Origin of the sequence: Gordonia sp. NPDC057258, assembly GCF_042668985.1 — a bacterium.
In the GTDB taxonomy this organism is placed as follows: domain Bacteria; phylum Actinomycetota; class Actinomycetes; order Mycobacteriales; family Mycobacteriaceae; genus Gordonia; species Gordonia hongkongensis.
Genome location: NZ_JBHUXZ010000011.1, coordinates 13,836 through 35,336, shown reverse-complemented (window position 1 = coordinate 35,336; position 21,501 = coordinate 13,836). Strand labels below are relative to the sequence as shown.

The 21,501-nt window shown below is 70.1% G+C and carries 20 protein-coding genes; 14 read left to right on the top strand and 6 right to left on the bottom strand.

Going from position 1 to position 21,501, the window contains the following annotated elements:
- Window positions 1-9: 9 nt before the first annotated feature.
- Window positions 10-1,407, bottom strand: coding sequence for a mycothione reductase (gene mtr, locus ACFUEJ_RS10340; RefSeq protein WP_388029080.1), 1,398 nt, complete (start codon window positions 1,405-1,407; stop codon window positions 10-12).
- Window positions 1,404-2,432 carry an alpha/beta hydrolase gene (locus tag ACFUEJ_RS10335; RefSeq protein WP_065628966.1) on the bottom strand — a complete coding sequence of 343 codons (1,029 nt, stop codon included), beginning with the start codon at window positions 2,430-2,432 and terminating at the stop codon, window positions 1,404-1,406. The genes mtr and ACFUEJ_RS10335 overlap by 4 nt, the downstream gene beginning before the upstream one ends.
- 196 nt (window positions 2,433-2,628) lie before the next feature.
- Between ACFUEJ_RS10335 and mqo the strand changes: the two genes are divergently transcribed.
- From mqo to ACFUEJ_RS10305, 6 genes are read left to right on the top strand one after another with little or no spacing between them, the layout of a single operon-like run.
- Window positions 2,629-4,155 (top strand): malate dehydrogenase (quinone), encoded by a 1,527-nt coding sequence (gene mqo / locus ACFUEJ_RS10330; protein WP_388029077.1) that lies wholly within the window; start codon window positions 2,629-2,631, stop codon window positions 4,153-4,155.
- 46 nt (window positions 4,156-4,201) lie between these two features.
- Window positions 4,202-4,705: a GNAT family N-acetyltransferase gene (locus ACFUEJ_RS10325; RefSeq protein WP_277243941.1), complete on the top strand. Its 504-nt coding sequence runs from the start codon at window positions 4,202-4,204 to the stop codon at window positions 4,703-4,705.
- Window positions 4,702-6,681, top strand: a complete 1,980-nt coding sequence (locus ACFUEJ_RS10320; RefSeq protein ID WP_388029074.1) for a VWA domain-containing protein — start codon at window positions 4,702-4,704, stop codon at window positions 6,679-6,681. The genes ACFUEJ_RS10325 and ACFUEJ_RS10320 overlap by 4 nt, the downstream gene beginning before the upstream one ends.
- A gap of 41 nt (window positions 6,682-6,722) precedes the next feature.
- The gene (gene cobO, locus ACFUEJ_RS10315) at window positions 6,723-7,340 is read left to right on the top strand and encodes a cob(I)yrinic acid a,c-diamide adenosyltransferase (protein ID WP_288815688.1); all 618 of its coding nucleotides are present in this window, start codon (window positions 6,723-6,725) and stop codon (window positions 7,338-7,340) included.
- A complete protein-coding gene (locus ACFUEJ_RS10310; protein ID WP_388029072.1) occupies window positions 7,334-8,803 on the top strand; it encodes a cobyrinate a,c-diamide synthase in 1,470 nt (489 codons plus the stop codon). Before cobO ends, ACFUEJ_RS10310 begins: the two co-directional genes overlap by 7 nt.
- Window positions 8,803-10,461 (top strand): GAF domain-containing sensor histidine kinase, encoded by a 1,659-nt coding sequence (locus tag ACFUEJ_RS10305; RefSeq protein WP_277243937.1) that lies wholly within the window; start codon window positions 8,803-8,805, stop codon window positions 10,459-10,461. The genes ACFUEJ_RS10310 and ACFUEJ_RS10305 overlap by 1 nt, the downstream gene beginning before the upstream one ends.
- Window position 10,462: 1 nt before the next feature.
- Here ACFUEJ_RS10305 and ACFUEJ_RS10300 read toward each other — a convergent pair whose 3' ends face one another.
- A complete protein-coding gene (locus ACFUEJ_RS10300; RefSeq protein ID WP_226513099.1) occupies window positions 10,463-11,158 on the bottom strand; it encodes a response regulator transcription factor in 696 nt (231 codons plus the stop codon).
- Between the two features lie 138 nt (window positions 11,159-11,296).
- Here ACFUEJ_RS10300 and ACFUEJ_RS10295 point away from each other — a divergent pair, with 138 nt between their 5' ends.
- The 5 genes from ACFUEJ_RS10295 (at window position 11,297) to ACFUEJ_RS10275 (ending at window position 16,154) form a co-directional block, all read left to right on the top strand.
- Complete coding sequence (locus ACFUEJ_RS10295) at window positions 11,297-12,304, top strand: acyl-ACP desaturase (RefSeq protein WP_058250123.1); 1,008 nt, start codon at window positions 11,297-11,299, stop codon at window positions 12,302-12,304.
- Window positions 12,305-12,375: 71 nt separating this feature from the next.
- Window positions 12,376-12,612, top strand: a complete 237-nt coding sequence (locus tag ACFUEJ_RS10290) for a hypothetical protein (protein WP_277244019.1) — start codon at window positions 12,376-12,378, stop codon at window positions 12,610-12,612.
- 28 nt (window positions 12,613-12,640) lie between these two features.
- The gene (cobA, locus tag ACFUEJ_RS10285; RefSeq protein ID WP_277243936.1) at window positions 12,641-13,945 is read left to right on the top strand and encodes a uroporphyrinogen-III C-methyltransferase; all 1,305 of its coding nucleotides are present in this window, start codon (window positions 12,641-12,643) and stop codon (window positions 13,943-13,945) included.
- A gap of 187 nt (window positions 13,946-14,132) precedes the next feature.
- A complete protein-coding gene (locus ACFUEJ_RS10280; protein ID WP_176455899.1) occupies window positions 14,133-15,578 on the top strand; it encodes a DHA2 family efflux MFS transporter permease subunit in 1,446 nt (481 codons plus the stop codon).
- Between the two features lie 30 nt (window positions 15,579-15,608).
- Window positions 15,609-16,154 (top strand): pyridoxamine 5'-phosphate oxidase family protein, encoded by a 546-nt coding sequence (locus tag ACFUEJ_RS10275; RefSeq protein ID WP_068971273.1) that lies wholly within the window; start codon window positions 15,609-15,611, stop codon window positions 16,152-16,154.
- 22 nt (window positions 16,155-16,176) lie between these two features.
- Here the strand turns inward: ACFUEJ_RS10275 and yaaA are convergent, their stop codons facing one another.
- The gene (gene yaaA / locus ACFUEJ_RS10270; RefSeq protein ID WP_388029067.1) at window positions 16,177-16,959 is read right to left on the bottom strand and encodes a peroxide stress protein YaaA; all 783 of its coding nucleotides are present in this window, start codon (window positions 16,957-16,959) and stop codon (window positions 16,177-16,179) included.
- Here yaaA and ACFUEJ_RS10265 point away from each other — a divergent pair.
- The gene (locus ACFUEJ_RS10265) at window positions 16,958-18,688 is read left to right on the top strand and encodes a proline--tRNA ligase (RefSeq protein WP_388029215.1); all 1,731 of its coding nucleotides are present in this window, start codon (window positions 16,958-16,960) and stop codon (window positions 18,686-18,688) included. The genes yaaA and ACFUEJ_RS10265 overlap by 2 nt on opposite strands.
- A 6-nt stretch (window positions 18,689-18,694) precedes the next feature.
- Here the strand turns inward: ACFUEJ_RS10265 and ACFUEJ_RS10260 are convergent, their stop codons facing one another.
- Together ACFUEJ_RS10260 and ACFUEJ_RS10255 are read right to left on the bottom strand one after the other, a co-directional pair.
- Complete coding sequence (locus ACFUEJ_RS10260) at window positions 18,695-19,180, bottom strand: ferritin-like domain-containing protein (protein ID WP_159370651.1); 486 nt, start codon at window positions 19,178-19,180, stop codon at window positions 18,695-18,697.
- Complete coding sequence (locus ACFUEJ_RS10255; protein WP_058250128.1) at window positions 19,177-19,740, bottom strand: hypothetical protein; 564 nt, start codon at window positions 19,738-19,740, stop codon at window positions 19,177-19,179. Before ACFUEJ_RS10255 ends, ACFUEJ_RS10260 begins: the two co-directional genes overlap by 4 nt.
- A 96-nt stretch (window positions 19,741-19,836) precedes the next feature.
- On the opposite strand from ACFUEJ_RS10255, the gene rimP reads away from it, so the two are divergent.
- Window positions 19,837-20,430, top strand: a complete 594-nt coding sequence (rimP, locus tag ACFUEJ_RS10250) for a ribosome maturation factor RimP (protein ID WP_165630191.1) — start codon at window positions 19,837-19,839, stop codon at window positions 20,428-20,430.
- A gap of 16 nt (window positions 20,431-20,446) precedes the next feature.
- The gene (gene nusA, locus ACFUEJ_RS10245) at window positions 20,447-21,457 is read left to right on the top strand and encodes a transcription termination factor NusA (RefSeq protein ID WP_058250130.1); all 1,011 of its coding nucleotides are present in this window, start codon (window positions 20,447-20,449) and stop codon (window positions 21,455-21,457) included.
- Window positions 21,458-21,501 lie beyond the last annotated feature (44 nt).

Below are 21,501 nucleotides of genomic sequence, written 5' to 3'. Positions count from 1 at the left end.
GGCCTGGGGTCAGATGTCCAGGCCGAGGATCGCGTTCTCCAGGACCTCGGGCATCGCCGGGTGGATCCAGTACTGGCCGCGGGCAAGTTCGTGTGCGGTCTGGCCGAAGTGCATCGCCTGGATGACCGGCTGGATGACCGTCGGTGCCTGCGGGCCGATGAGGTGTGCGCCCAGCAGCCGGCCGGTGCCGCGTTCGGCGATCAGCTTGCAGAATCCGGTGGTGTCCTCCATCGCCCAGCCGTAGGCGACATCGCCATAGGCCTGGACCTTGACCGCGAAGTCGTGGCCGGCCTCGCGAGCCTCGTCCTCGGTGAGGCCCACCGCGGCGATCTGCGGGTGGGTGAACACGGCCGCCGGGACGTACCGGTGGTCGAAGGCGTCCAGATCGGTTGCGTCCCAGCCTTTCAGGAGATTGGCCTGCACCACCCGCTGTTCGTGGTTGGCGACGTGTTTGAGCTGGTACGGCGAGCTGACGTCGCCCAGCGTCCACACTCCGCGGGCAGCGGTGCGGCCGTGCTGATCACAGCGCACGCGACCTTCGTCGTCGAGCTCGATACCGACGGAGTCGAGGTTGAGCCGGTCGCCGTTCGGCTGCCGGCCGGTCGCGATCAGCAGGACGTCGGCCTCGAGTGTCGCGCCGTCGGAGAGCCCGACCCGCACACCGCCGTCGGGCAGGTCCTCGGCCTCGGTGATCGTGGTCTCCAGCCGCACGTCCCACTTCTCCCGGGCCACCTGGGTGAAGCGGTTGGAGATGTCGGCATCCTGCTTGCGGAGCAGACCCGGGCCGCGCGCGATGATCGACACATGTGAGCCCAGCGCGCCGAAGACGTGTGCGAATTCCGCTGCGATGTAACCGCTCCCGACGATGATCAGGCGTTCGGGCAGCTCGGGGAGACGCATGACGTCGTTGTTGGTGTAGTAGGTGACCCCCGAGTCGGCGACGATCTGGGGGATGACCGCGCGCGATCCGGCGGCGAGCACGACCTCGTCGGCGAGGACCGTGTCGCCGTCTCGCGTGACCAACCGGTACCGGCCGTCGTCGTCGCGGCCGTCGAATTCGACATGGGAGTCGTACACGGTGATGTTCTCGCACCGGTCGACCCGGTACTCCTTGCCGCCCTGCGACAGCGGGTCGATGCGGCCGAACACGCGCTCGACGATGCCGGGCCAGTCGACCGAGTCCACCTTCGAGTGCACGCCCAGGCGCGCACCGTGCGTGGCGATCTCGGCCACCTCGGAGGCGTAGACGAACATCTTGGTCGGGATGCACCCCACGTTGAGGCAGGTGCCGCCGTAGACGCCCTCCTCGAAGATCGCGAGGGTCTTGTCCGCGAAGCGGTCATCGGGAATGGCGTTGCCGCTGCCGGAGCCGATGATGGCCAGGTCGACGACCTGCGTGGCGGTCATAGGGGATTCTCGCTTTCGGTTGAGAGGACGGCGGACAGCCAGTGGTCGACCTCGCGATAGGCGTGCTCGCGGGCGTGCGCGACGGAGAGGAAGACGTCGTGCCGGGCGTCGGGGATGGGTACCGCGGTCACGCGGCCGCCGAGGCACCCGCTCCAGCGGGCGATGTGGGTGACGTCGAGGACGGCATCGGCATGATCGGTGGACGCCGAGTAGGTCCTGGCGAAATGCGTTTTGTCCGAACGTAACACGAGTGCGGGAACCCCGACGTCGATGCCGCGGTGCAGGCGACGCTGACCACTGCGCACCGCGTCGAGGAAACCGAAGGTGACCGGGAATCCGCCCAGCGGTTTCGCCGCCAGGTCGTAGTTCCATTCGCCGTGCGCGCTGTCGTGCAGGCTCTCGCCGTAGGCCTGCGAGAGTTCCTTCGGTATCACCCTGGTCGGCGCGACGGCGGCAACCGCCTTGATGAGCAGCGTGACCGGAAGGGTGCGCAGTACGGCGTCACCTTGCAGATCGAACCAGGGTGAGTTGAGCAGGAGTCCGTCGACCGCCGCGTGCAGCGCCGGTGCGCGCTGCCGCAACCGGTCGAGCCAGAGTGCTGTGATGAGGCCGCCCGTCGAATGCCCGGCCACCACGACCCGGCAGTCGGGTCCCAGCTCGTCGAGGATGATCCGCAGCGACGCGTTGAGCTCTTCGTCGTACATCGCGAGGTCGGTGGTGAAGTGCGGCGTGTGGTGCGATTGCCGCGATCGCCCGCATTTTCGCAGGTCGACGGCATAGAACGCGTACCCGCGGTCGACGAAGAAGTCGGCGAGCGGCTCGTGGAAGAAGTAGTCGGTGAACCCGTGGACGTAGAGCACTGCGCCGCGCGCGGGTGACGACTCGGCGCGTCGCACCAGGGTCGCGGTGATCGGCGATTCACCGTCGGGATCGGGGCCCAGGGGGAGGACGCGTTGCCGGTAGTCCTCGAGAAATCGGTCGGGCTGCCAGTCGGCGGCTGCGGATGCGCTCACGGCGACCAGCATAGTGACAGGTCAGGACTGCCCGGATGTCGTGCAGCACACAGTTGCGAAGGTCGATTCTCGTGCTGGACGTGCCATGCTGGACAATGACGGTTGAGAAGGACCGGGTGAGAAGTGCCCGGTCGACAAGTTGCCATCCGGGACGACGTGCCGCGACGAACACCGGTCACAGTGTCCCTCCAGGTGAAGTGGAGTCCAGGTGTCGAAAACGGTGATCACGACCGACGTCGCGTTGGTGGGTGCGGGAATCATGAGTGCGACGCTCGGAGCGCTGCTCCGACAGCTTCAGCCCGACTGGTCGATCAGCCTGTTCGAGCAGCTCGACGCCGCCGCCGCCGAGAGCAGCGACCCGTGGAACAACGCCGGCACCGGACACTCGGCACTCTGCGAGCTGAACTACACGCCGAAGACCGCCGACGGCGACGTCAACATCGACAAGGCGCTCACCATCAACGAGCAGTTCCAGGTGTCGCGCCAGTTCTGGGCCCACGCCGTCGACAACGGCATCCTCGGTGACCCGTCGGAGTTCATCAACCCCATCCCGCACGTCGCCTTCACCCACGGCGCCGAAGGCCAGAAGTACCTCCGCAAGCGCTACGACAATCTCGCGACCCAGACCCTGTTCGAGGGCATGGAGTTCATCGACGACCCGGCCGAGTTCACCGCACGACTGCCGCTGATGTCGGAGGGACGCGACTTCGCGGATCCGGTCGCGCTGAACTGGTTCGACCAGGGCACCGACGTCGATTTCGGCGCGCTCACCCAGCAGCTCCTCAATCATGTCGCCCAGGGCGCCGACATCTACTTCGGCCATTCGGTCACCAATCTGTCCAAGCAGTCCGACGGCAGCTGGATCGTGAAGGTCCGTAACGGCCGGACCGGGCAGAAGCTGTCCGTGCATGCGAAGTTCGTGTTCGTCGGCGCCGGCGGCGGTGCGCTGCACCTGCTGCAGAAGTCGGGCATCAAAGAAGCCAAGGGGTTCGGCGGGTTCCCGGTGTCCGGTGAGTTCTTCCGCTGCACCAACCCCGATCTCGTCGCCGAGCATCACGCGAAGGTCTACGGGCAGGCCGCCGTCGGTGCCCCGCCGATGTCGGTGCCGCACCTCGACACCCGCGTCATCAACCACAAGCCGGGCCTGCTGTTCGGCCCGTACGCCGGGTGGTCGCCGAAGTTCCTCAAGAGCGGCAAGATCACCGACCTGCCCGCCTCGATCAAGCCGGGCAACCTGCTCCCCATGGTGTCGATCGCTCCCAAGGAGTTCGGGCTGCTGAAGTACCTCATCAGCGAACTCGCCGCCGGGCCGGCCGACCGGGTGAAGACGCTGTCGGAATTCGTCCCCCGCGCGCTCGGCGCCGACTGGGAGCTCATCACCGCCGGACAGCGCGTGCAGGTCATCCGCAAGACCGGGGTGGGTGGTCAGCTGGAGTTCGGCACCGCGGTCGTCGCGGCCGGCGACGGCACCATCGCCGGGCTCCTCGGTGCGTCCCCCGGCGCCTCGACCGCCGTGCCGGCGATGATCTCGGTGCTCGAACAGTGCTTCCCGAAGGAGTACGCGGGCTGGTCGTCGAAGCTGACGGCGATCATCCCGTCCTTCGGTCAGAAGCTCAACGACAACCGCGACCTGTACCGCCAGGTGTGGGACTGGACGAACAAGACGCTGCAGCTGACCGACCGGAACGAGGTCCCGGCCGAGACCGGCCGGCTCGCGCCCGCCACCGCCGGCTGATCCGCGCGAGGTGAAGTCCGGTCGCCTTGTGTGCTAACCACGACACATGATCTCTGAACCGCGGGTGCACCGCGCCCTGGCCGACGACATGGACGCAGCCACGCTGTATCGGGTCCTCCGGCTGCGGGTCGAGGTCTTCGTCGTCGAGCAGGCCTGTCCGTATCCCGAACTCGACGGCCGAGACCTGGAACCGGCGACGCGCCAGTTCTGGATCACCGACGGTGGGGACCGGACCGACGGAGGCGACGAGGACGGGCCCGACCCCGGTGCGGTACTGGCGACGCTGCGTCTGCTCGAGGAACCGGAGGCCGACGGCGGACAGGTCTTCCGGATCGGCCGTGTCTGCACCGAACGCAACCATCGGGGTCACGGCCTCGTGGCGACCCTCATGACCGCCGCGCTCGCCGAGGTCGGGGAGCGCCCGTGCCGGATCGAGGCGCAGACCTACCTCACCGAGATGTACGGCAAGTTCGGTTTCGTCCGCGACGGCGACGACTACCTCGAGGACGGGATTCCCCACGTGTCGATGCTCCGCGCCGGGTCACGATGACGACCCTCGGTGACCTTCCCGCTTCGGTGGACACGCACGCTGACGTGCGCTATCCGTTCAGCGCCGTCGTGGGGCAGGAGCAGCTCAAACTCGCACTGATCCTGTCGGCCATCTCGCCGGGTATCGGGGGTGTCCTGATCCGCGGGGAGAAGGGCACCGCGAAATCGACCATCGTGCGCGGGCTCGGGCCGCTGCTCAGCGTCCCCGGTTCCACGGAGGACACCGCCGGCCGCGTGGTCGAACTGCCCATCGGTGCGACCGAGGACCGTGTGATCGGCTCGCTCGATCTCACCTCGGTGCTGCGGGACGGCCGTGCCGAGTTCACTCCCGGTCTGCTCGCCCGGGCGCACCGCGGGGTGCTGTACATCGACGAGGTCAACCTGCTCGCCGACCACCTCGTCGACGTGCTGCTGGATGCGGCGGCCAGTGGACGGGTCACGATCGAACGTGATGGTGTGTCGCACACCATGGCGGCCGATTTCGTACTCGTCGGCACGATGAACCCGGAGGAGGGGGAGTTGCGCCCGCAGCTGCTCGACCGGTTCGGGCTCGCCGTCGACGTGGCCGCCGGCCGCGAGGTCGACGAACGCGTGGAGGTGGTGCGCCGCCGCATGGCGTACGACGCCGACCCGGCGTCGTTCGTCGCCGCCCACGCCGCCGCCGAACACGAACTGACACAACGGATCGCGAGCGCACGAGCCGCCGTGGGTGCGGTGGCCCTGCCGGACCGGGAGTTGCGCCGTATCGCCGGGATCTGCGCCCACCTCGACGTCGACGGACTCCGCGGCGACATCGTGGTGGCCCGGACCGCGCTCGCTCATGCCGCCTGGCGCGGGGCCACCGCCGTCGAGGACGTCGACGTCCGGGCGGCCGTCGAGCTCGCGCTGCCGCATCGGCGCCGCCGCAGCCCCTTCGACGAGTCGGGGCTCAGCCGCGACCAGCTCGACGAGGCGATGTCGGCGGGCGAGGACGCGGCCGGACCCGACTCACCCGATGACGACCCGGAACCGCCCGAGACACCACCGCCCGGTGGCGGCGGCGAGGCCCCGGACTCCGCATCCGACACCGGCCCGGCGCCCGACACCGACCCCGACTCCCATGCGGCGCCCGAGACCGGCGACACCGACGCCCCGCAGCACGCGCCCGGACCGGCGTTCGGGTCCGTGCCGACCTCGACGGCTCGCCGTATGCCGACCCTGCGAGTCGACGGACTCGGCGACGGTGACCCGGGTCGCCGCTCGAAGGCGCGGAGCCGTCGCGGACACACCACCCATGCCGTGGACTTCGATGCCGGCCGACCGGTGCATCTGTTCGGCACGGTGCTCGCCGCCGCGGGCCGGGCCGGTCGCGGCGGGGACGGGTCCGAGCGCGGTGTGCGGATCGCGGCCCCCGACCTGCGGTCGGCGCAGCGGGTCGGCCAGGAGGCCAACCTCGTCGTCTTCGTGGTCGACCTCAGCGGGTCGATGACCGCCCGGCGTCGGCTGGCCGCGGTGTCCGAACTGTGCGTGGAGATGTTGCGCGACTCGTATACCCGGCGCGACCGCGTCGCGGTGGTCGTGGCGCGGGGTTCCTCCGCGACGCTTGCGGTGCCGCCCACCAAATCGGTCGAGATCGCGGTGCGCCGCCTCGAGGAGATCCGTACCGGCGGCCGGACACCGCTCGGCGAGGGCCTGCAGCTCGCCGCCGATGTCGTGCAGCGGTGTCGCCGCGCCGAGCCCGACCGGCGGCCGCTGCTGGTGGTCCTCACCGACGGTCGTGCCACCTCAGGACGAGGCGCGATGGCCCGGGCGCGGGAAGCCGCGGACGGTATCCGTCGGCGCGGCATCGCGTCCGTGGTCGTCGACTGCGAACAGGGGATGGTCCGGCTCGGACTCGCCGGCGATCTCGCGGCCCATCTCGGCGCGAGCCTGATCCCGATGGACGAACTGTCCGCCACCGCGCTGACGGGACACGCACCCGCGCGTGGAGCGGCCTGACCGCCCCCGCCACCCCGAACTGAGACCAGAGGAGAAGTCGAGTGCCCCAGGGAGTTCCGGTCAGCATCCCCGATGACGGCTTGACGACGCGACAGCGCCGTAATCAGCCCGTCCTCGCGGTGCACACCGGCGACGGCAAGGGCAAGTCGACCGCCGCTTTCGGGATGGCGATGCGCGCGTGGAACGCGGGTATGCGGGTCGCGGTGTTCCAGTTCGTGAAGAGTGCGAAATGGAAGGTGGGGGAGGAGTCGACGATGCTCACCCTCGACCGGGTGCACGCGGAGACCGGCGCCGGTGGGCCGGTGGAATGGCACAAGATGGGGCAGGGCTGGTCCTGGTTGCGGGCCAACGACGACCAGGACGACGACCACGCCGCCGCCGCCCGGGCCGGGTGGGCGGAGATCGCACGCCGTCTCGATGCCGGCGAACACGACTTCTACGTCCTCGACGAGTTCACCTATCCGCTGCACTGGGGCTGGGTGGACACCGTCGAGGTGCTCGACACCCTCGCCCGCCGACCCGGACGCCAGCATGTGGTCATCACCGGCCGGCGCGCCCCGGAGGCCCTCGTCGACGCTGCCGATCTCGTGACCGAGATGCACAAGATCGCCCACCCGATGGACGCCGGACGCAAGGGGCAGAAGGGGATCGAATGGTGACCTCCGTGCGGGCGTCGACGCCCGCCGTCGTGATCGCCGCGCCGTCGTCGGGCAGCGGCAAGACCACCGTGACGACCGGCCTCATCGGCGCTCTGCGGGCGGCCGGACACCGGGTGGCGCCGTTCAAGGTCGGCCCCGATTACATCGATCCCGGATACCACGCCGTCGCGGCCGGACGACCCGGACGCAATCTCGACCCGAATCTCGTGGGCGCCGAACGCATTGCGCCGCTCTTCGCCCACGGCGCCGCGGGCGCCGACATCGCGGTCGTCGAGGGCGTGATGGGCCTCTTCGACGGCCGGATCGTGGATTCCGACAGCGGCAGCGGCACGGGCGGTGACGCCGGCTCCCTCGGAGTCGGCTCCACCGCGCACGTCGCGTCGATCATCGGTGCGCCGGTGATCCTCGTCGTCGACGCCGCGGGCCACAGCCAGTCGCTGGCCGCCGTGCTGCACGGGTTCCTCTCCTACGACCCCTCGGTGTCGATCGCGGGCGTCATCCTCAACCGGGTCGGTTCGCCACGCCACGAGATGGTGCTGCGACAGGCCGCCGCGCGGGTGGGACTGCCGGTTCTCGGTGTGCTGCGGCGCCACCCGTCGCTGACGGTGCCCTCCCGGCACCTGGGCCTGATCCCGGCCGCCGAACGCAACGCCGACGCGGTCGCCGCCGTGAACGCGATGACCGCGCACCTGCGCGGCGCCCTCGACCTGCCGGCGATCGTGGCCGCCGCCCGCGGACGTGCGGTCCCCGACGCCGCGGCCTGGTCGGCTGCGGAAGCCGTCGCGCCGTATCGTCCCGCCGCGTCGGCCGGTTCGCCGGTGATCGCGGTCGCCGGGGGCGCGGCGTTCACCTTCGGTTACGCCGAGCACGCCGAGGTGCTGACCGCCGCCGGCGCGCGCGTCGTCGTCTTCGACCCGCTCGTGGACCGGTTGCCCGCGGAAGCGGCCGGCGTGGTGATCGGTGGCGGATTCCCGGAAGAACACGCCGAGGCGCTGGCCGCCAACGATCTCCTGCGCGCCGACCTCCGGGCGCACGCCGCGGCGGGTCGGCCGATCCACGCCGAGTGCGCGGGCCTGCTGTACCTGTGCACCGAACTCGACGGGCACCCGATGAGCGGCGTCCTCGACATCCCCGGCCACTTCGGCCCGACCCTGACGCTGGGATACCGCGATGCCGTGGCCGTGGGCGACTCGGCCCTGTTCCGGACCGGCGAACGCGTCACCGGTCACGAGTTCCACCGCAGCGGGGTCGGCGACGGCGCGCTCGCCCCGGCCTGGGCCTGGCGGGATTCGGCGGGCCGCGCGTCGATGCACGGGGTCGCGACGGCCGCAGTGCACGCCTCGTACCTGCATCTGCATCCGGCCGCGATCCCGGAAGCGTTGTGCCGCTTCGTGTCCCGATCTTCCGATAGTGGGCGGGTGCCGACGCCCCAGTCCGTCGGCGACGCCCCCGGGGCGTCCTGATGCTGGCGCACCGGCTCCGCGAGACGCTCGACGCGCTCGCCGATCACGGTGCCGACGATCCCGCCCTGCTCCGGGAACTGCTGGAGGCGGTGCTGGTGGTCGGGCAGGGGGTCGAACTCGACCGCGCGCTGCAGCGCATCGTCGAGGTCGCGGCGGGACTCGTGGATGCCCAGTACGGTGCCCTCGGCGTGCGCGGACCGGACGGCGGGCTGAGTGAATTCGTGCACATCGGCATCACCGATGCGCAACGCGCCACCATGGGACATCTGCCGGTCGGCCGCGGGGTCCTCGGCCTGCTCATCGACGATCCCCGCCTGCACCGCATCCACGACCTCGGCGCTCATCCGACGTCGGTGGGGTTCCCGCCCAACCACCCGCCGATGCACACCTTCCTCGGTGCTCCGATCATGGTGCGCGGCGAGGTGTTCGGCAGTCTGTACCTGACCGAGAAGCGGTCCGCGGAGGACTTCTCCGAGGTCGACGAGACCGTCGTAGCGGTGCTGGCGGTGGCCGCCGGGATCGCCGTCGACAACGCGGGTCTCTTCGAACGGGCCCGCACCCGCCACCGCTGGATGCAGGTCCTGGCCCGGCGTGGGTCGGAGCCGCTGGCCGGAATCGCGCTGTCGGACACCATGTCCCGGATGTGCGCCGATGTCGCCGATCTCGTCGGCGCGGTCGATGTCTACCTGCTCACCGAGATGGCGGGGGAGGTGGAACTGCGCGGGCACACCGGCGATCCGGTGGAGATCGAGAACTTCATCCCGCCGGACGCCACGGCGCTGCGGGTGCAGCGTTCCGGTCAGATCGCCGAGTCGCTGATCCGGCGCGGCGCCCGCTGGACCTCGGTGCAACCGCTGCAGCGCGCATCGGGGGCGTTCGGCTGGATGCTCATCACCCACCGCAACCGCCCCTACTGGGACGACGAGGAGATCGCCGGGCTCGCCGGTGTCGCCGAGGTCGCCTCGCTGGCGGTCGTCTACGCCGAGCAGCAACAGATCGCCCGCGATCTCGAGGTCCTCGAAGACCGGCACCGCATCGCCCGCGACCTGCACGATCATGTGATCCAGCGACTCTTCGCGGTCGGGATGTCGGTACAGACGCTGCTGGCCGGGACCACCGATCCGGCCGCCGCGGCCGCGCGCCTGGAGCAGATCATGACCGACCTCGATCGCACGATCGCGCAGATCCGCACCTCGATCTTCGACCTGCAGACGCCCTACGGAACCGACATGGGCCCGACGCTGCGGCGGCGGGTGCTCGACATCGTCTCCGAACTGTCCGGGCACGCGTCGATCTCGCCGAGCGTGGAGTTCGACGGTCCCGTCGACACGGTGGTTCCAGACTCTCTCGGACCACACATCGACGCCGTCCTGCGAGAGGGCTTGAGCAACGCGCTCCGGCACGCGCGGGCCGACCACATCGCGGTGTCGGTGACCGCCGACGACGTCCTGACCGTCGAGATCAGCGACGACGGGGTCGGCATCGGCGCCGATGTCACCTATCGCGGTCTCGAGAACCTGACGCGCCGGGCCGAGGACTGCGACGGGACGTTCAGCATCGTCACCCGCCCGCGGGGGACGAGTGGGGGCGGGACGAGCGAGGGCCGGACCAGCGGCGGCGGGACGACGCTCACCTGGTCGGTGCCGCTGGTGGGTTAGCTCACTCCTTGCCGTCGCGGAGTCTGGTCGCCATCACGGCGACCTGGGTGCGTCGCTGCATGTCCAGCTTGCCCAGGATGCGGGACACGTAGTTCTTGATCGTCTTCTCCGCCAGAAACATCCGGCCGGCGATCTGGCGATTGGTCAGGCCCTCGCCGATCAGGGCGAACACCTCGCGCTCCTGATGGGTGAGCTCGGCGAGCGGATCCTTCTCGGTCTGCTTCTCGTTGCGCAGCTTGGCGAGCAGGGCCGCCGTGGACCGATCGTCGAGCAGTGAACCGCCCCGGCCGACGGTCCGGACCGCGGCGACCAGGTTGTGCCCCAGGATCTGTTTGAGCACGAAACCCGAGGCGCCGGCGAGGACCGCGGCGAGCAGCGCGTCGTCGTCGGCGTAGCTCGTGAGCATCAGGCACTTGATCCCCGGTTCGGCGGCGCGGACGTCCCGGCACAGCTCGACCCCGTTGCCGTCGGGCAACCGGACGTCGAGCACGGCGACATCGGGTTTGGTCGCCAGGATGCCGACGAGGGCCTCGCCGACCGAGGCCGCCTCGCCCACCACCTCGATGTCGCCGGCGGTCCCGAGCAGGTCGCGCAGACCGCGCCGGACGAGCTCGTGGTCGTCGACGAGGTAGGCGCGGACCGGATTCGGGGACGGGGTCGGATCGGTGGTGGCCGAATCGGTCGTGACAGGGGACATGGGTCTGAAAGTACCGGATGTGCGGCGTCGGGAAGTCGCGACGTCGGACCCCATACAGGCGGGACCTTCGCCTCACGAGCACCACCCGTCCCGCCGCGCAGAGTGGATGGTACGACCCCGCTGTGATCAGGAGAGCACGTGACCACCCTCATCGGACCCCCCGACGCCGAACCCGCCGACCGCGGCATGACCGGTTCGGATCTACTGCGTGAACTGCTGCCCGTGTGCGAGACCGAGGTCGAGCGGCACATGAAGATGACGCGCGACTGGCACCCGCACGACTACGTGCCCTGGGACGACGGACGCAACTTCGCGGCTCTCGGCGGACTCGACTGGGATCCGTCGCAGTCGCGCCTCTCCGATGTCGCCAAGGCCGCGATGATCACCAATCTGCTCACCGAGGACAACCTGCCGTCGTACCACCGGGTGATCGCCGACAACTTCACCCTCGACGATGCCTGGGGCTGGTGGGTGGGGCGCTGGACGGCCGAGGAGAACCGCCACTCGATCGTGATGCGCGACTACCTGGTGGTGACCCGCGGTGTCGACCCGGTCGAGCTCGAAGAGATACGCATGGCGCACATGACGTCGGGGTTCAACCCGCTGCCCGACGACGACGGGCAGCGCGACCACAGCTTCGACATGCTGTTCGCGGTCGCGTACGTCAGTTTCCAGGAACTGGCCACCCGGGTCTCGCACCGCAACACCGGGAAGGCATGCGGGGACCCGATCGCCGACCGCATGCTGCAACGTGTCGCGGCCGACGAGAACCTGCACATGCTCTTCTACCGCAACATCGTCGCCGGCGCGCTCGACCTCGTTCCCGACCAGACCATGGCCGCCATCCACGCGATCGTGACCAACTTCCAGATGCCCGGCGCGACCATGCCGAACTTCCGGCGCAACGCCGTGTTGATCGCCAAGGGCGGCATCTACGATCTGCCGCAACACATGTCGGATGTCGTCATGCCCGTGCTGCGGAAGTGGCGCATCTTCGAGCGCGACGACTTCGGGCCGGTCGGCGAGCACTACCGCGAACGCCTCGCGGAGTTCCTGGAGGAGATGGACGTCAAGGTGCGCAAGTTCGAGGAGTCGCGGGAGCGGGCGTTGCAGCGCCAGCACGCACGGGAACTGCGGGCCCGGTGACCGACGTGACCGTGACCGACGTGACCGTGACCGACGTGACCGTGACCGACGTGAGGGGGACCGGCGCTCGGATGGCCGCTTCCGCCCCTGCCGGTTTCGCCACCGCGATCGCCATGGCCGAGGCCGCCGCGGACCGGAACCCGCTGTGGTGGAACCAGATCCGGATCAACGCCGACGACTCGCTGGATGCCGCGTTCTGCACGTCGAGCCTGCTCGGGGCGCTGCTGCAGTCCGCGGCCCACCGGCTCGGTGTCCCGGCTGCCGATGTGTGGGCCCACGTCCGCCGGACGGGTGAGTTGCCGCTCTAGATCAGCTGTCCCGGTAAGGTCAGCTCCCATGTCCGAGCCTGCCTCCGCCGTGTCGAATATCCCGGGGTCGAATGTATCGGGGTCGAATGTCCCAGGACCCCCGCACGTCCCCGGGCCCGACGCCTTCCCCTCCGGCGAGGGGCATTACCTGGTCGGCCTCGACCTCCGCGGACGCAAGGTCGTCGTGGTGGGCGGCGGGTCCGTCGCGCAGCGGCGGCTGCCCAATCTGGTCGCCGCGGGTGCCCACGTGCACGTCATCGCGCTCGATCCCACCCCGGCCGTCGAATCCTTCACCGGCATCACCGTCACCCAGCGCCGCTACGCCGACGGTGATCTGGAGGGCGCCTGGTACGCGATGGCCTGCACCGACGATCCCGCCGTCAACGAGGCGGTGGTGGCCGAGGCCGAGCGCAGGCACACGTTCTGTGTCCGGGCCGACGACGCCCGCCACGGCACCGCCGTCACCCCGGCATCCGGCCGTCACCGCGACGTCCAGTTCGGCGTCCTCGCCGGCGGCGACCACAAACTGTCGGCCGCACTCCGCGCCGCGATGAGTCGTGCCCTCGCCGAGGGGTCGCTGAGTGTCGACGACGCCGCCCCGCACGCCGCGGGCGTGGCCCTCGTCGGTGGCGGTCCGGGCGACCCCGACCTGATCACCGTCCGCGGCCAACGGCTCCTCGCCGAGGCCGACGTGGTGGTGGCCGATCGGCTCGCGCCCCCCGAACTGCTCGCCGAACTCGGCCCGCAGGTCGAGGTGATCGACGCCGCCAAAGTGCCCTACGGCCGCGCGATGAAGCAGGAAGCCATCAACGACGTCCTCGTGGAGAAGGCCAAGGAGGGCAAGTTCGTGGTCCGCCTCAAGGGCGGCGACCCCTATGTCTATGGGCGGGGTTTCGAGGAACTGCAGGCCTGTGTGGCCGCCGGGGTCCCGGTCACCGTGGTGCCGGGGATCAGCAGCTCGATCGCCGCACCGGCATCGGCGGGCATCCCGGTGACGCACCGCGGCGTCACCCACGAGGTCGTGATCGCCTCGGGCCACGTGCCGCCCGGCCACCCCGACTCGCTGATCGACTGGTCGGCGATGGGCAAGCTGCGTGGCACCCTGGTCCTGATGATGGCGGTCGAACGCGTCGAGGTCTTCGCCGACGCACTGCTCGACGGCGGCCGGCGGCCCGACACCCCGGTCGCGATGATCGAGAACGGATCCCTGCCGACCCAGCGTCTGCTGCGTACCGATCTCGCCCACGCCGGCGAGGTCGCGGAGGCGCAGGGGCTGCGTCCGCCCGCGATCGTCGTCATCGGCGACGTGGCCGCGTTCACCGAGGGCGCCTGAACAGATACCCAGACCGAATCAACGCAGATTGGCATGTCCCGGCGATCGGCCGGTACGGTCGTTCACTATGTCGACTCCCGGAGCTGCGAACACCGGAACCGTGAACACTGGAACGGTGAACACAGGAACGGGGAACAGCGAGCAGTTCCGTCCGGTCTTCGGCCTGCCGATCCTGGTGCTGTCCGGGATGCAGTTGCTCGTCGTGCTCGACGGCACCGTGGCCGCGCTGGCGCTCCCGAGCATCCGCGACGCGCTCACGCTCTCGGAGTCCAGCGCCAATTGGGTCATCAGCAGCTACGTGCTGGCGTTCGGCGGTCTCATGCTCCTCGGCGGCCGTCTCGGTGACACGTTCGGCCGCAAGCGGATGTTCATCGTCGGCGTGGTCGCCTTCACCCTCACCTCGCTGCTGTGCGGACTGGCCTGGAACGAGGCGAGCCTCCTCGCCGGCCGGGCCCTGCAGGGCGCGTCGGCGGCGATCGCGGCGCCCACCGCCATGGCGCTGGTCGCCACCACCTTCGCGCCCGGCAAACCGCGCAGTCAGGCCTTCGCGGTCTACGCGGCCATGACCGGCGTGGGATCGGTCGCCGGGCTCATCCTCGGCGGGGTGCTGACCGAGCTGTCGTGGCGCTTGGTCTTCCTCATCAACGTGCCGATCGGTCTGATCGTCGTCGTCGGGGCGATCGTCGCGCTGCGGGAATCCCAGGGTGAGCGGCTGCCCCTCGACGTGCCCGGCGCGGTCCTCGGCACCCTCGGTTGCACCCTGCTGGTGCTCGCGGTGAACGAGGGGCCCAACGGTTGGACGGCGCCGGTCGTGGTCGGCTCGTTCATCCTCGGCGCCCTCGCCCTGGCCGCGTTCATCGTGGTCGAACGGCGCGCCCGGAACCCACTGCTGCCGTTCTCCCTCTTCGACAACAGCTCACGCGTCGCAGCCCTGCTCGCCATCCTGCTCGCCAGCATGATCATGATGTGCATGGCGGTGTTCATCTCGCTGTACCTGCAGGGCATCCTGCAGTACTCGCCGATCCAGAGCGGGCTCGCGGTCGTGCCGTTCGCGTTCGGGCTGGGCATCGCCGCGGCGATCGCGTCGAAGCTGGCGCTGATGATCCAGCCGCGCTGGCTCGTCCTGGTCGGCGGCGCGGTGATCCTCGTCGGCTGCCTCTACGCATCGTCGATCGCGACCGACTCACCGGACTACTTCCCGAGCATCTTCGTCCCCGTCGTCGTGATCGGCTTCGGCGTCGGTCTGGCGGTCATCCCGCTGACCCTGTCCGTGGTGGCCGGGGTGGGCACCACCGAGATCGGCCCCCTGACCGCGCTCGCGCAGGTCGCACAGAACCTCGGCGGGGCCGTCGGCCTGGTCGTCGTCGGTGCGATGGTCACCTCGCGCGCGCTGTCGAAAGGCGGCACCACCGCGCCGGTCGAGACGATGAACCCCACCCAGCTCGCCGCGCAGGCCGAGGGTTACGGGCTGGCCTTCGCCGCCTGCGCGGGCATCGCCGTCCTCGCCGCGGTCGTGGTGTTGTTCATGCGGTTCACGCCGGAGCAGGTCGCCGAGGGACAGGCCGCCCAGGAAGCCGCCGACGCCGGGCTCGACGCCGATACGAGCACCCCGGGGTCCGACACCCGGCGATGAATTCCGGGCGGACGCACGGTCGGTCCCGCTATGGAGGCCAAGAATCTCGCTGAGCTCTACGACATCGGCACGCTCGACTGGCAGCCCGTCGCGGCCCGACTGACCGCCGGGGTGTCCCAGGCACCCGGGACCGGTGGGCCCGACCGGCACACGTGGTGGATCGCCACGATCAACGCCGACGGCAGCCCGCACGTCACCGGCATCGGGGCGCTGTGGCATCGGGACGCGATATGGCTGGAGACCGGTCCGTCGACCCGGAAGGCGCGCAACCTCGCCCGCGACCCGCGCTGCACCCTGTCGGTGGCACTCGACGAGGCCGACCTGGTGGTCGAGGGCGACGCGAACCTGGTCACCGAGCCCGCCGTCGTCGCCGAGATGGCGGAGCTGGAGCTGTGGGTGAGCGACGGGTGGCCGTGCCGCGTCGACGAGTCGGGTGCCGCGCTGACCGCCGACTTCAGTGCGCCGTCGGCCGGCCCGCCGCCCTGGTACGTCTACCGGGTGACGCCGCGGCGGGCGACCGTCCTGCAGACCGTGGAGCCCGGTGGCGCAACCCTCTTCGACTTCGACGCGCAGTAGCGTCGCGGACCTCGGTGCCGGGTCAGTCGGTCAGTACGACGATGCGGTCCGGCGCTTCGATCTCGACCCGCTGCCCGGCGTCGGCGAGGACCGCGGCCAGTCCGTCGATGTCGCGGACGGTGCGGCGCGTGCGGACCAGCTCGCGGGCCATCAGACCTTTGTAGTGTTTGTTGAAGTGGCTCACCACCTTGCGTGAGCCGTCCGGTTGTTCGGTCATGACGGTCGCCGTCACCGCACCCCGTACCGGTCCGAGTTGGTGGTAGACGCCCGAGCGCAGGTCCACGACGAAATCGTCGACCGCGTCCAGTGCGGGGGACAGCTCCGGCTTCCACAGCGCCGCCAGCGTGGGCATGCCGGGCAGCTTGGAACCGCCCGAGAGCCGGTACGCCGGAATCGGATCCGGTGCCCGCACGACACCGAACAGCGCCGACCCGATCGCCAGCCGGTCGGCGGCCTTGGTCTTGCCTGCCCGAGTCAGCGACCGGTGATCGAGGGCGTCGTAGAGGACGCCGGTGTAGCGCTCGAGAGCCGGCCGGGTGGGGGACAGCCACAGGTCGGCGTTGCGGTCGACCTCGTCGAGCTGGGTGGCGCCGAGCCCGAGCGCGGTACGACTGGCCTCGAGGTCGTCGGCCAGGGCGACGAGCGCGTCGGCGACCTGCTTGCGGACCGGGTTCAGCTCGGGGAAGGACAGCGTGTCGAGATCCAGGGGAGCGCCGCGCCCGCCGTCGGATTTTGTTTCGGAGGGAGGCAGGATGACGAGCACCGCAACACCATAACTAAGCTGGTTGGTCGTGATCACACGCATGTCGACCCTGTTCCTGCGGACCCTGCGCGACGACCCCGCCGACGCGGAGGTCCCCAGCCACAAGCTGCTGGTCAGAGCCGGCTACATCCGCCGAGTCGCGCCCGGTGTGTACTCGTGGCTGCCGCTCGGTCTACGCGTGCTGAAGGCGATCGAGAACGTCGTCCGCGAGGAGATGAACGCCATCGGCGGCCAGGAGATCCTGCTGCCCGCCCTGCTGCCCCGCGAGCCCTACGACACCACCAACCGCTGGACCGAATACGGCGACTCGCTCTTCCGCCTCAAGGACCGCAAGGGTGCCGACATGCTCCTCGGCCCGACCCATGAGGAACTGTTCGCGACGCTGGTCAAGGGCGAGTACTCGTCGTACAAGGACATGCCGGTCATCCTCTACCAGATCCAGACCAAATACCGCGACGAGGAACGGCCGCGCGCGGGCATCCTCCGCGGACGTGAGTTCGTGATGAAGGACGCCTACTCCTTCGACCTCGACGACGACGGACTCAAGACCGCCTACAACGCGCACCGTGAGGCGTATCAGAAGATCTTCGAGCGGTTGCGGATCGAGTACGTCATCGTCGCCGCGACCTCCGGCGCGATGGGTGGCAGCGCCTCCGAGGAGTTCCTGGCCGAGTCGGCGGTCGGCGAGGACACGTTCGTGCGCTGCGTCGAATCCGGCTACGCCGCCAACGTCGAAGCGGTCATCACCCGCGCGCCCGACCCGCTGCCCTACGACGACCTGCCCGCGGCGGTCGTCCACGACACGCCCGGTACCCCGACGATCGACAGCCTGGTCGACTGGGCGAACGCGACGCTCGACGGGCAGTACACCGGCGCCGACACCCTCAAGAACGTGCTCGTGAAACTCCGTGTGCCGGGCGGTGACTGGGAGATCACCGGCATCGGTGTTCCGGGCGATCGCGAGGTCGACTTCAAGCGTCTCGAGGCGTCCGTCGAACCCGCCGAGGTCGAATTGCTCACCGACGCCGACTTCGCCGCCAACCCGTTCCTGGTCAAGGGATACATCGGACCGAAGGCGCTGGCCGACAACGGCATCCGCTACCTCGTCGATCCGCGGGTGGTCGAGGGGACCTCCTGGATCACCGGCGCCGATGAGCCGGGCCGGCACTACGTCGGACTCGTCGCCGGCCGCGATTTCACGCCCGACGGGACGGTCGAGGCCGCCGAGATCCGCGACGGCGATCCGTCGCCGGACGGCGCCGGACCCCTGGTGAGCGCCAAGGGCATCGAGATCGGGCACATCTTCCAGCTCGGCCAGAAGTACACCGACGCCTTCGAGGTGGACGTCCTCGGCGAGAACGGCAAGCCGGTCCGCCTGACCCAGGGTTCTTACGGTGTCGGGGTGTCGCGTCTCGTCGCGGTCATCGCCGAGCAGTCCCACGACGACAAGGGCCTGCGCTGGCCGAAGTCGGTGGCGCCGTTCGCGGTTCACCTCGTCATCGCCAACAAGGACGAGGCCGCCGTCGCCGGCGCCGAGCAGCTCGCCGCCGACCTCGACGCGGCCGGTCTCGCGGTGCTCCTGGACGACCGGAAGGCGTCGCCCGGAGTGAAGTTCAAGGACGCCGAACTCCTGGGGATGCCGACCGTGGTGGTCGTCGGGCGCGGATATGCCAACGGCACCATCGAGATCCGCGACCGCTTCACCGGTGAGGCCACCGAGGTCGCGGTCGACACCGCGGTCGACGCGGTGGTGGCGGCCGCCCGCGGCTGAGGCGGCTCAGCCGTCCGCGGGGGAGCCGGGGAACGCCACCGTGACCGGGCTCTCCTGCAGAGCCACCCGCCAGCGCGCGGCGCGCACCGCGCTGTCCGACAGCCCGTCGGCGCCGATCCGGCGTCCGGTCTCGTCGTCGGCCTGCTCCAGCAACGCACGATAGGCGCTCGCACAGTCGTTCTCGGCGCCGAGCGCGGCGCGGGCCGCCGTGGTCGGGTCGGTGACCTCGATCGGCAGCGTGTAGCCGGCGGCCGCCAGCGGCGGCGTGTTCCCCGCCGCCTCGATCGTCCGGTCGATCTCGTCGCGTCGGGCGCGATGGGCGTCGGCGTACTCGGCGACGGTGCGTCGACGGGAGGCGGCGACGAAGGCGGTGATGACGCCGTAGGTGAAGATCGCGGCGTTCTCGGTCTCGGCGGCGACGACCAGCGGGTCGTCGGGATCTGCTTGCGCGGCCGGTGAGTTCGACGCCGGTGTGTTCACGGGGGACGTCATGCCAGTTGCACCTCTCGCATCGAAGTGACGGCCGCGGCGACCGACCCGGTCAGCCCGGCTGCGTACCCGGCGGCGCCGAGCGCGACCCGGCGGGCCTGCCCGGCCGCGGCGTCGAGATCGACGCGCAGTCGAGCGAGGGACGGCGCCGCCGGTGGGGCACCCGCAGGGGATGTCGAGGCGGTCGCCGAGGTGGCGGGACGGTCGAGTGTCGCCGCCACCTCCTGGTCGAGCCGGATGATCTCCTCGCGCAGTGCGCGAGCGTGCTGGGCGCGCTGATCGGCCACGACACCGAGTGCGGTGGCGTAGGCGGGCTCGACGGCGACCAGGGCGCGCGCGGTGCTCTCGTCCGCGGACGCCGAGCGCACCAGGGGCACCAGGCTCTCGGCCAGCAGGGTCTCCGCGGAGGGCGACGAATCGCAACCGGTCAGTCCGACGCCGGCCGCCCCGGCACCGACGACGACGGCGCCCGCGAGGAGTCCGCCGCGCAAGGCGGTGCGCCGGTCGATCGGGTGCCGCAGGGTCCGTCGCTCGATCGGGGGCATGCTCACCCGGGACATCATGCCAGCAGTTCTCCGCGCGATCGATCCACTAGGATGTTCGGAGCAACGTCGTGCGAGACCCGGCACGGCCCGACAACTGAAGACGAGGGGAGTGGCATGCCGATCAGCCCGACGCAGGTGCGCGAACTCGTCGAAAAGCTCGTCGCCGAGCGGGGATTCGACCTCGAGGACATCACGGTGCGCAGCCGGGACGGCCAGGAGGAACTGTCGATCGTGGTCGACCGCGACGGTGGCAGCGACCTCGACGTCCTCGCCGGACTCAGCACCGAGATCTCCGACCTCCTCGACGCCACGCCCGACTTCGCCGACCTCGCCTATGTGCTCGAGGTCACCTCGCGCGGCGTCGACAGCCCGCTGACCCTGCCCCGGCACTGGCGTCGCAACACCGGTCGGCGCGTCGTCGTGGAGGTCGACGGCGGACCCGGATCGCAGCCGCGCACCGTCGCCGGACGCATCGGCAGGCTGCTCGACGACCCGGCGCCGGCGGTCGAGGTGGTCGCGAACCACAAGGGGCGGATCGCGGTGGAGACCGTCGACCTCGCCTCGGTGACCAAAGCCGTGGTGCAGGTGGATTTCTCTCAGCCGAGCGTCCGCGAGCTCGAACTGTGCGGCCTCGAACCCGACGAGATCGAAGCGCGCCGCGCCCCCGCCGCGCGACAACTGAACACCACAAATGAACACGACAAGTGAATAGGAGACCGACGACATGAACATCGACATCGCCGCCCTGCGCATGATCGAGGCCGACAAGGGCATCTCGATCGAGACCGTCATCACCGCCATCGAGACCGCCTTGCTGACGGCCTACCGCCACACCGACGGTTTCGCGCCGCACGCCCGTGTCGACGTCAACCGCAAGTCCGGCGCCGTCCGCGTGATGGCGCAGGAGGTCGACCAGGATGGGAACGTCGTCCACGAATGGGACGACACCCCCGAGGGTTTCGGCCGCATCGCGGCGACGACCGCACGGCAGGTCATCCTCCAGCGCCTGCGCGACGCCGAGAACGAGAAGAACTTCGGCGACCTCGTCGCCCACGAGGGTGAGATCGTCGGCGGCGTCGTGCAGCAGGACTCGCGCGCCAATGCACGCGGGATGGTCGTCGTCCAGATCGGCAGCGACGCCAATTCCACCGAGGGGATCATCCCGCCCGCCGAGCAGGTGCCCGGCGAGGTCTACACCCACGGCGACCGGATCAAGTGCTACGTCGTCGGCGTGAGCCGCGGACCCCGCGGTCCGCAGATCACCCTGTCCCGGACCCACCCGAACCTGGTGAGGAAATTGTTCTCCCTCGAGGTGCCCGAGATCGAGGACGGCAGCGTCGAGATCGTCGCCGTGGCGCGCGAGGCCGGCCACCGGTCGAAGATCGCGGTGCACACCGGCGTGGCCGGCCTCAACGCGAAGGGCGCGTGCATCGGTCCGATGGGCCAGCGCGTACGGAACGTGATGAGCGAACTCGCCGGCGAGAAGATCGACATCATCGACTTCGACACCGACCCGGCGGTCTTCGTCGGGAATGCGTTGTCGCCCGCGAAGGTTGTCTCGGTGACGGTGGTCGACGCCGCCGCCAAGGCCGCGCGGGTCATCGTGCCGGACTACCAGCTGTCGCTGGCCATCGGCAAAGAGGGCCAGAATGCCCGGCTCGCGGCCCGGCTCACGGGGTGGCGGATCGACATCCGGTCCGACGCCGCGCCGGCGGCCGAGGGCGGGCCGGAGTGACGCGCAGCGGCCGATTGTCCCCGCCGGGCCCGCTCGCGCTAGAC

Bases quoted from the DNA above. Each gene is read 5' to 3' on its own strand.
- ACFUEJ_RS10290 (WP_277244019.1), top strand. From the start codon at position 12,376: ATGGCCGCTTCCGCCCCTGCCGGTTTCGCCACCGCGATCGCCATGGCC.
- yaaA (WP_388029067.1), bottom strand. From the start codon at position 16,959: ATGCGTGTGATCACGACCAACCAGCTTAGTTATGGTGTTGCGGTGCTC.
- ACFUEJ_RS10305 (WP_277243937.1), top strand. From the start codon at position 8,803: ATGCTGGCGCACCGGCTCCGCGAGACGCTCGACGCGCTCGCCGATCAC.
- ACFUEJ_RS10325 (WP_277243941.1), top strand. From the start codon at position 4,202: ATGATCTCTGAACCGCGGGTGCACCGCGCCCTGGCCGACGACATGGAC.
- ACFUEJ_RS10275 (WP_068971273.1), top strand. From the start codon at position 15,609: ATGGAGGCCAAGAATCTCGCTGAGCTCTACGACATCGGCACGCTCGAC.
- ACFUEJ_RS10255 (WP_058250128.1), bottom strand. From the start codon at position 19,740: ATGATGTCCCGGGTGAGCATGCCCCCGATCGAGCGACGGACCCTGCGG.
- ACFUEJ_RS10310 (WP_388029072.1), top strand. From the start codon at position 7,334: ATGGTGACCTCCGTGCGGGCGTCGACGCCCGCCGTCGTGATCGCCGCG.
- mtr (WP_388029080.1), bottom strand. From the start codon at position 1,407: ATGACCGCCACGCAGGTCGTCGACCTGGCCATCATCGGCTCCGGCAGC.
- ACFUEJ_RS10265 (WP_388029215.1), top strand. From the start codon at position 16,958: ATGTCGACCCTGTTCCTGCGGACCCTGCGCGACGACCCCGCCGACGCG.
- ACFUEJ_RS10260 (WP_159370651.1), bottom strand. From the start codon at position 19,180: ATGACGTCCCCCGTGAACACACCGGCGTCGAACTCACCGGCCGCGCAA.
- nusA (WP_058250130.1), top strand. From the start codon at position 20,447: ATGAACATCGACATCGCCGCCCTGCGCATGATCGAGGCCGACAAGGGC.
- ACFUEJ_RS10300 (WP_226513099.1), bottom strand. From the start codon at position 11,158: ATGTCCCCTGTCACGACCGATTCGGCCACCACCGATCCGACCCCGTCC.
- cobA (WP_277243936.1), top strand. From the start codon at position 12,641: ATGTCCGAGCCTGCCTCCGCCGTGTCGAATATCCCGGGGTCGAATGTA.
- ACFUEJ_RS10335 (WP_065628966.1), bottom strand. From the start codon at position 2,432: ATGCTGGTCGCCGTGAGCGCATCCGCAGCCGCCGACTGGCAGCCCGAC.
- ACFUEJ_RS10280 (WP_176455899.1), top strand. From the start codon at position 14,133: ATGCAGTTGCTCGTCGTGCTCGACGGCACCGTGGCCGCGCTGGCGCTC.
- rimP (WP_165630191.1), top strand. From the start codon at position 19,837: ATGCCGATCAGCCCGACGCAGGTGCGCGAACTCGTCGAAAAGCTCGTC.
- ACFUEJ_RS10320 (WP_388029074.1), top strand. From the start codon at position 4,702: ATGACGACCCTCGGTGACCTTCCCGCTTCGGTGGACACGCACGCTGAC.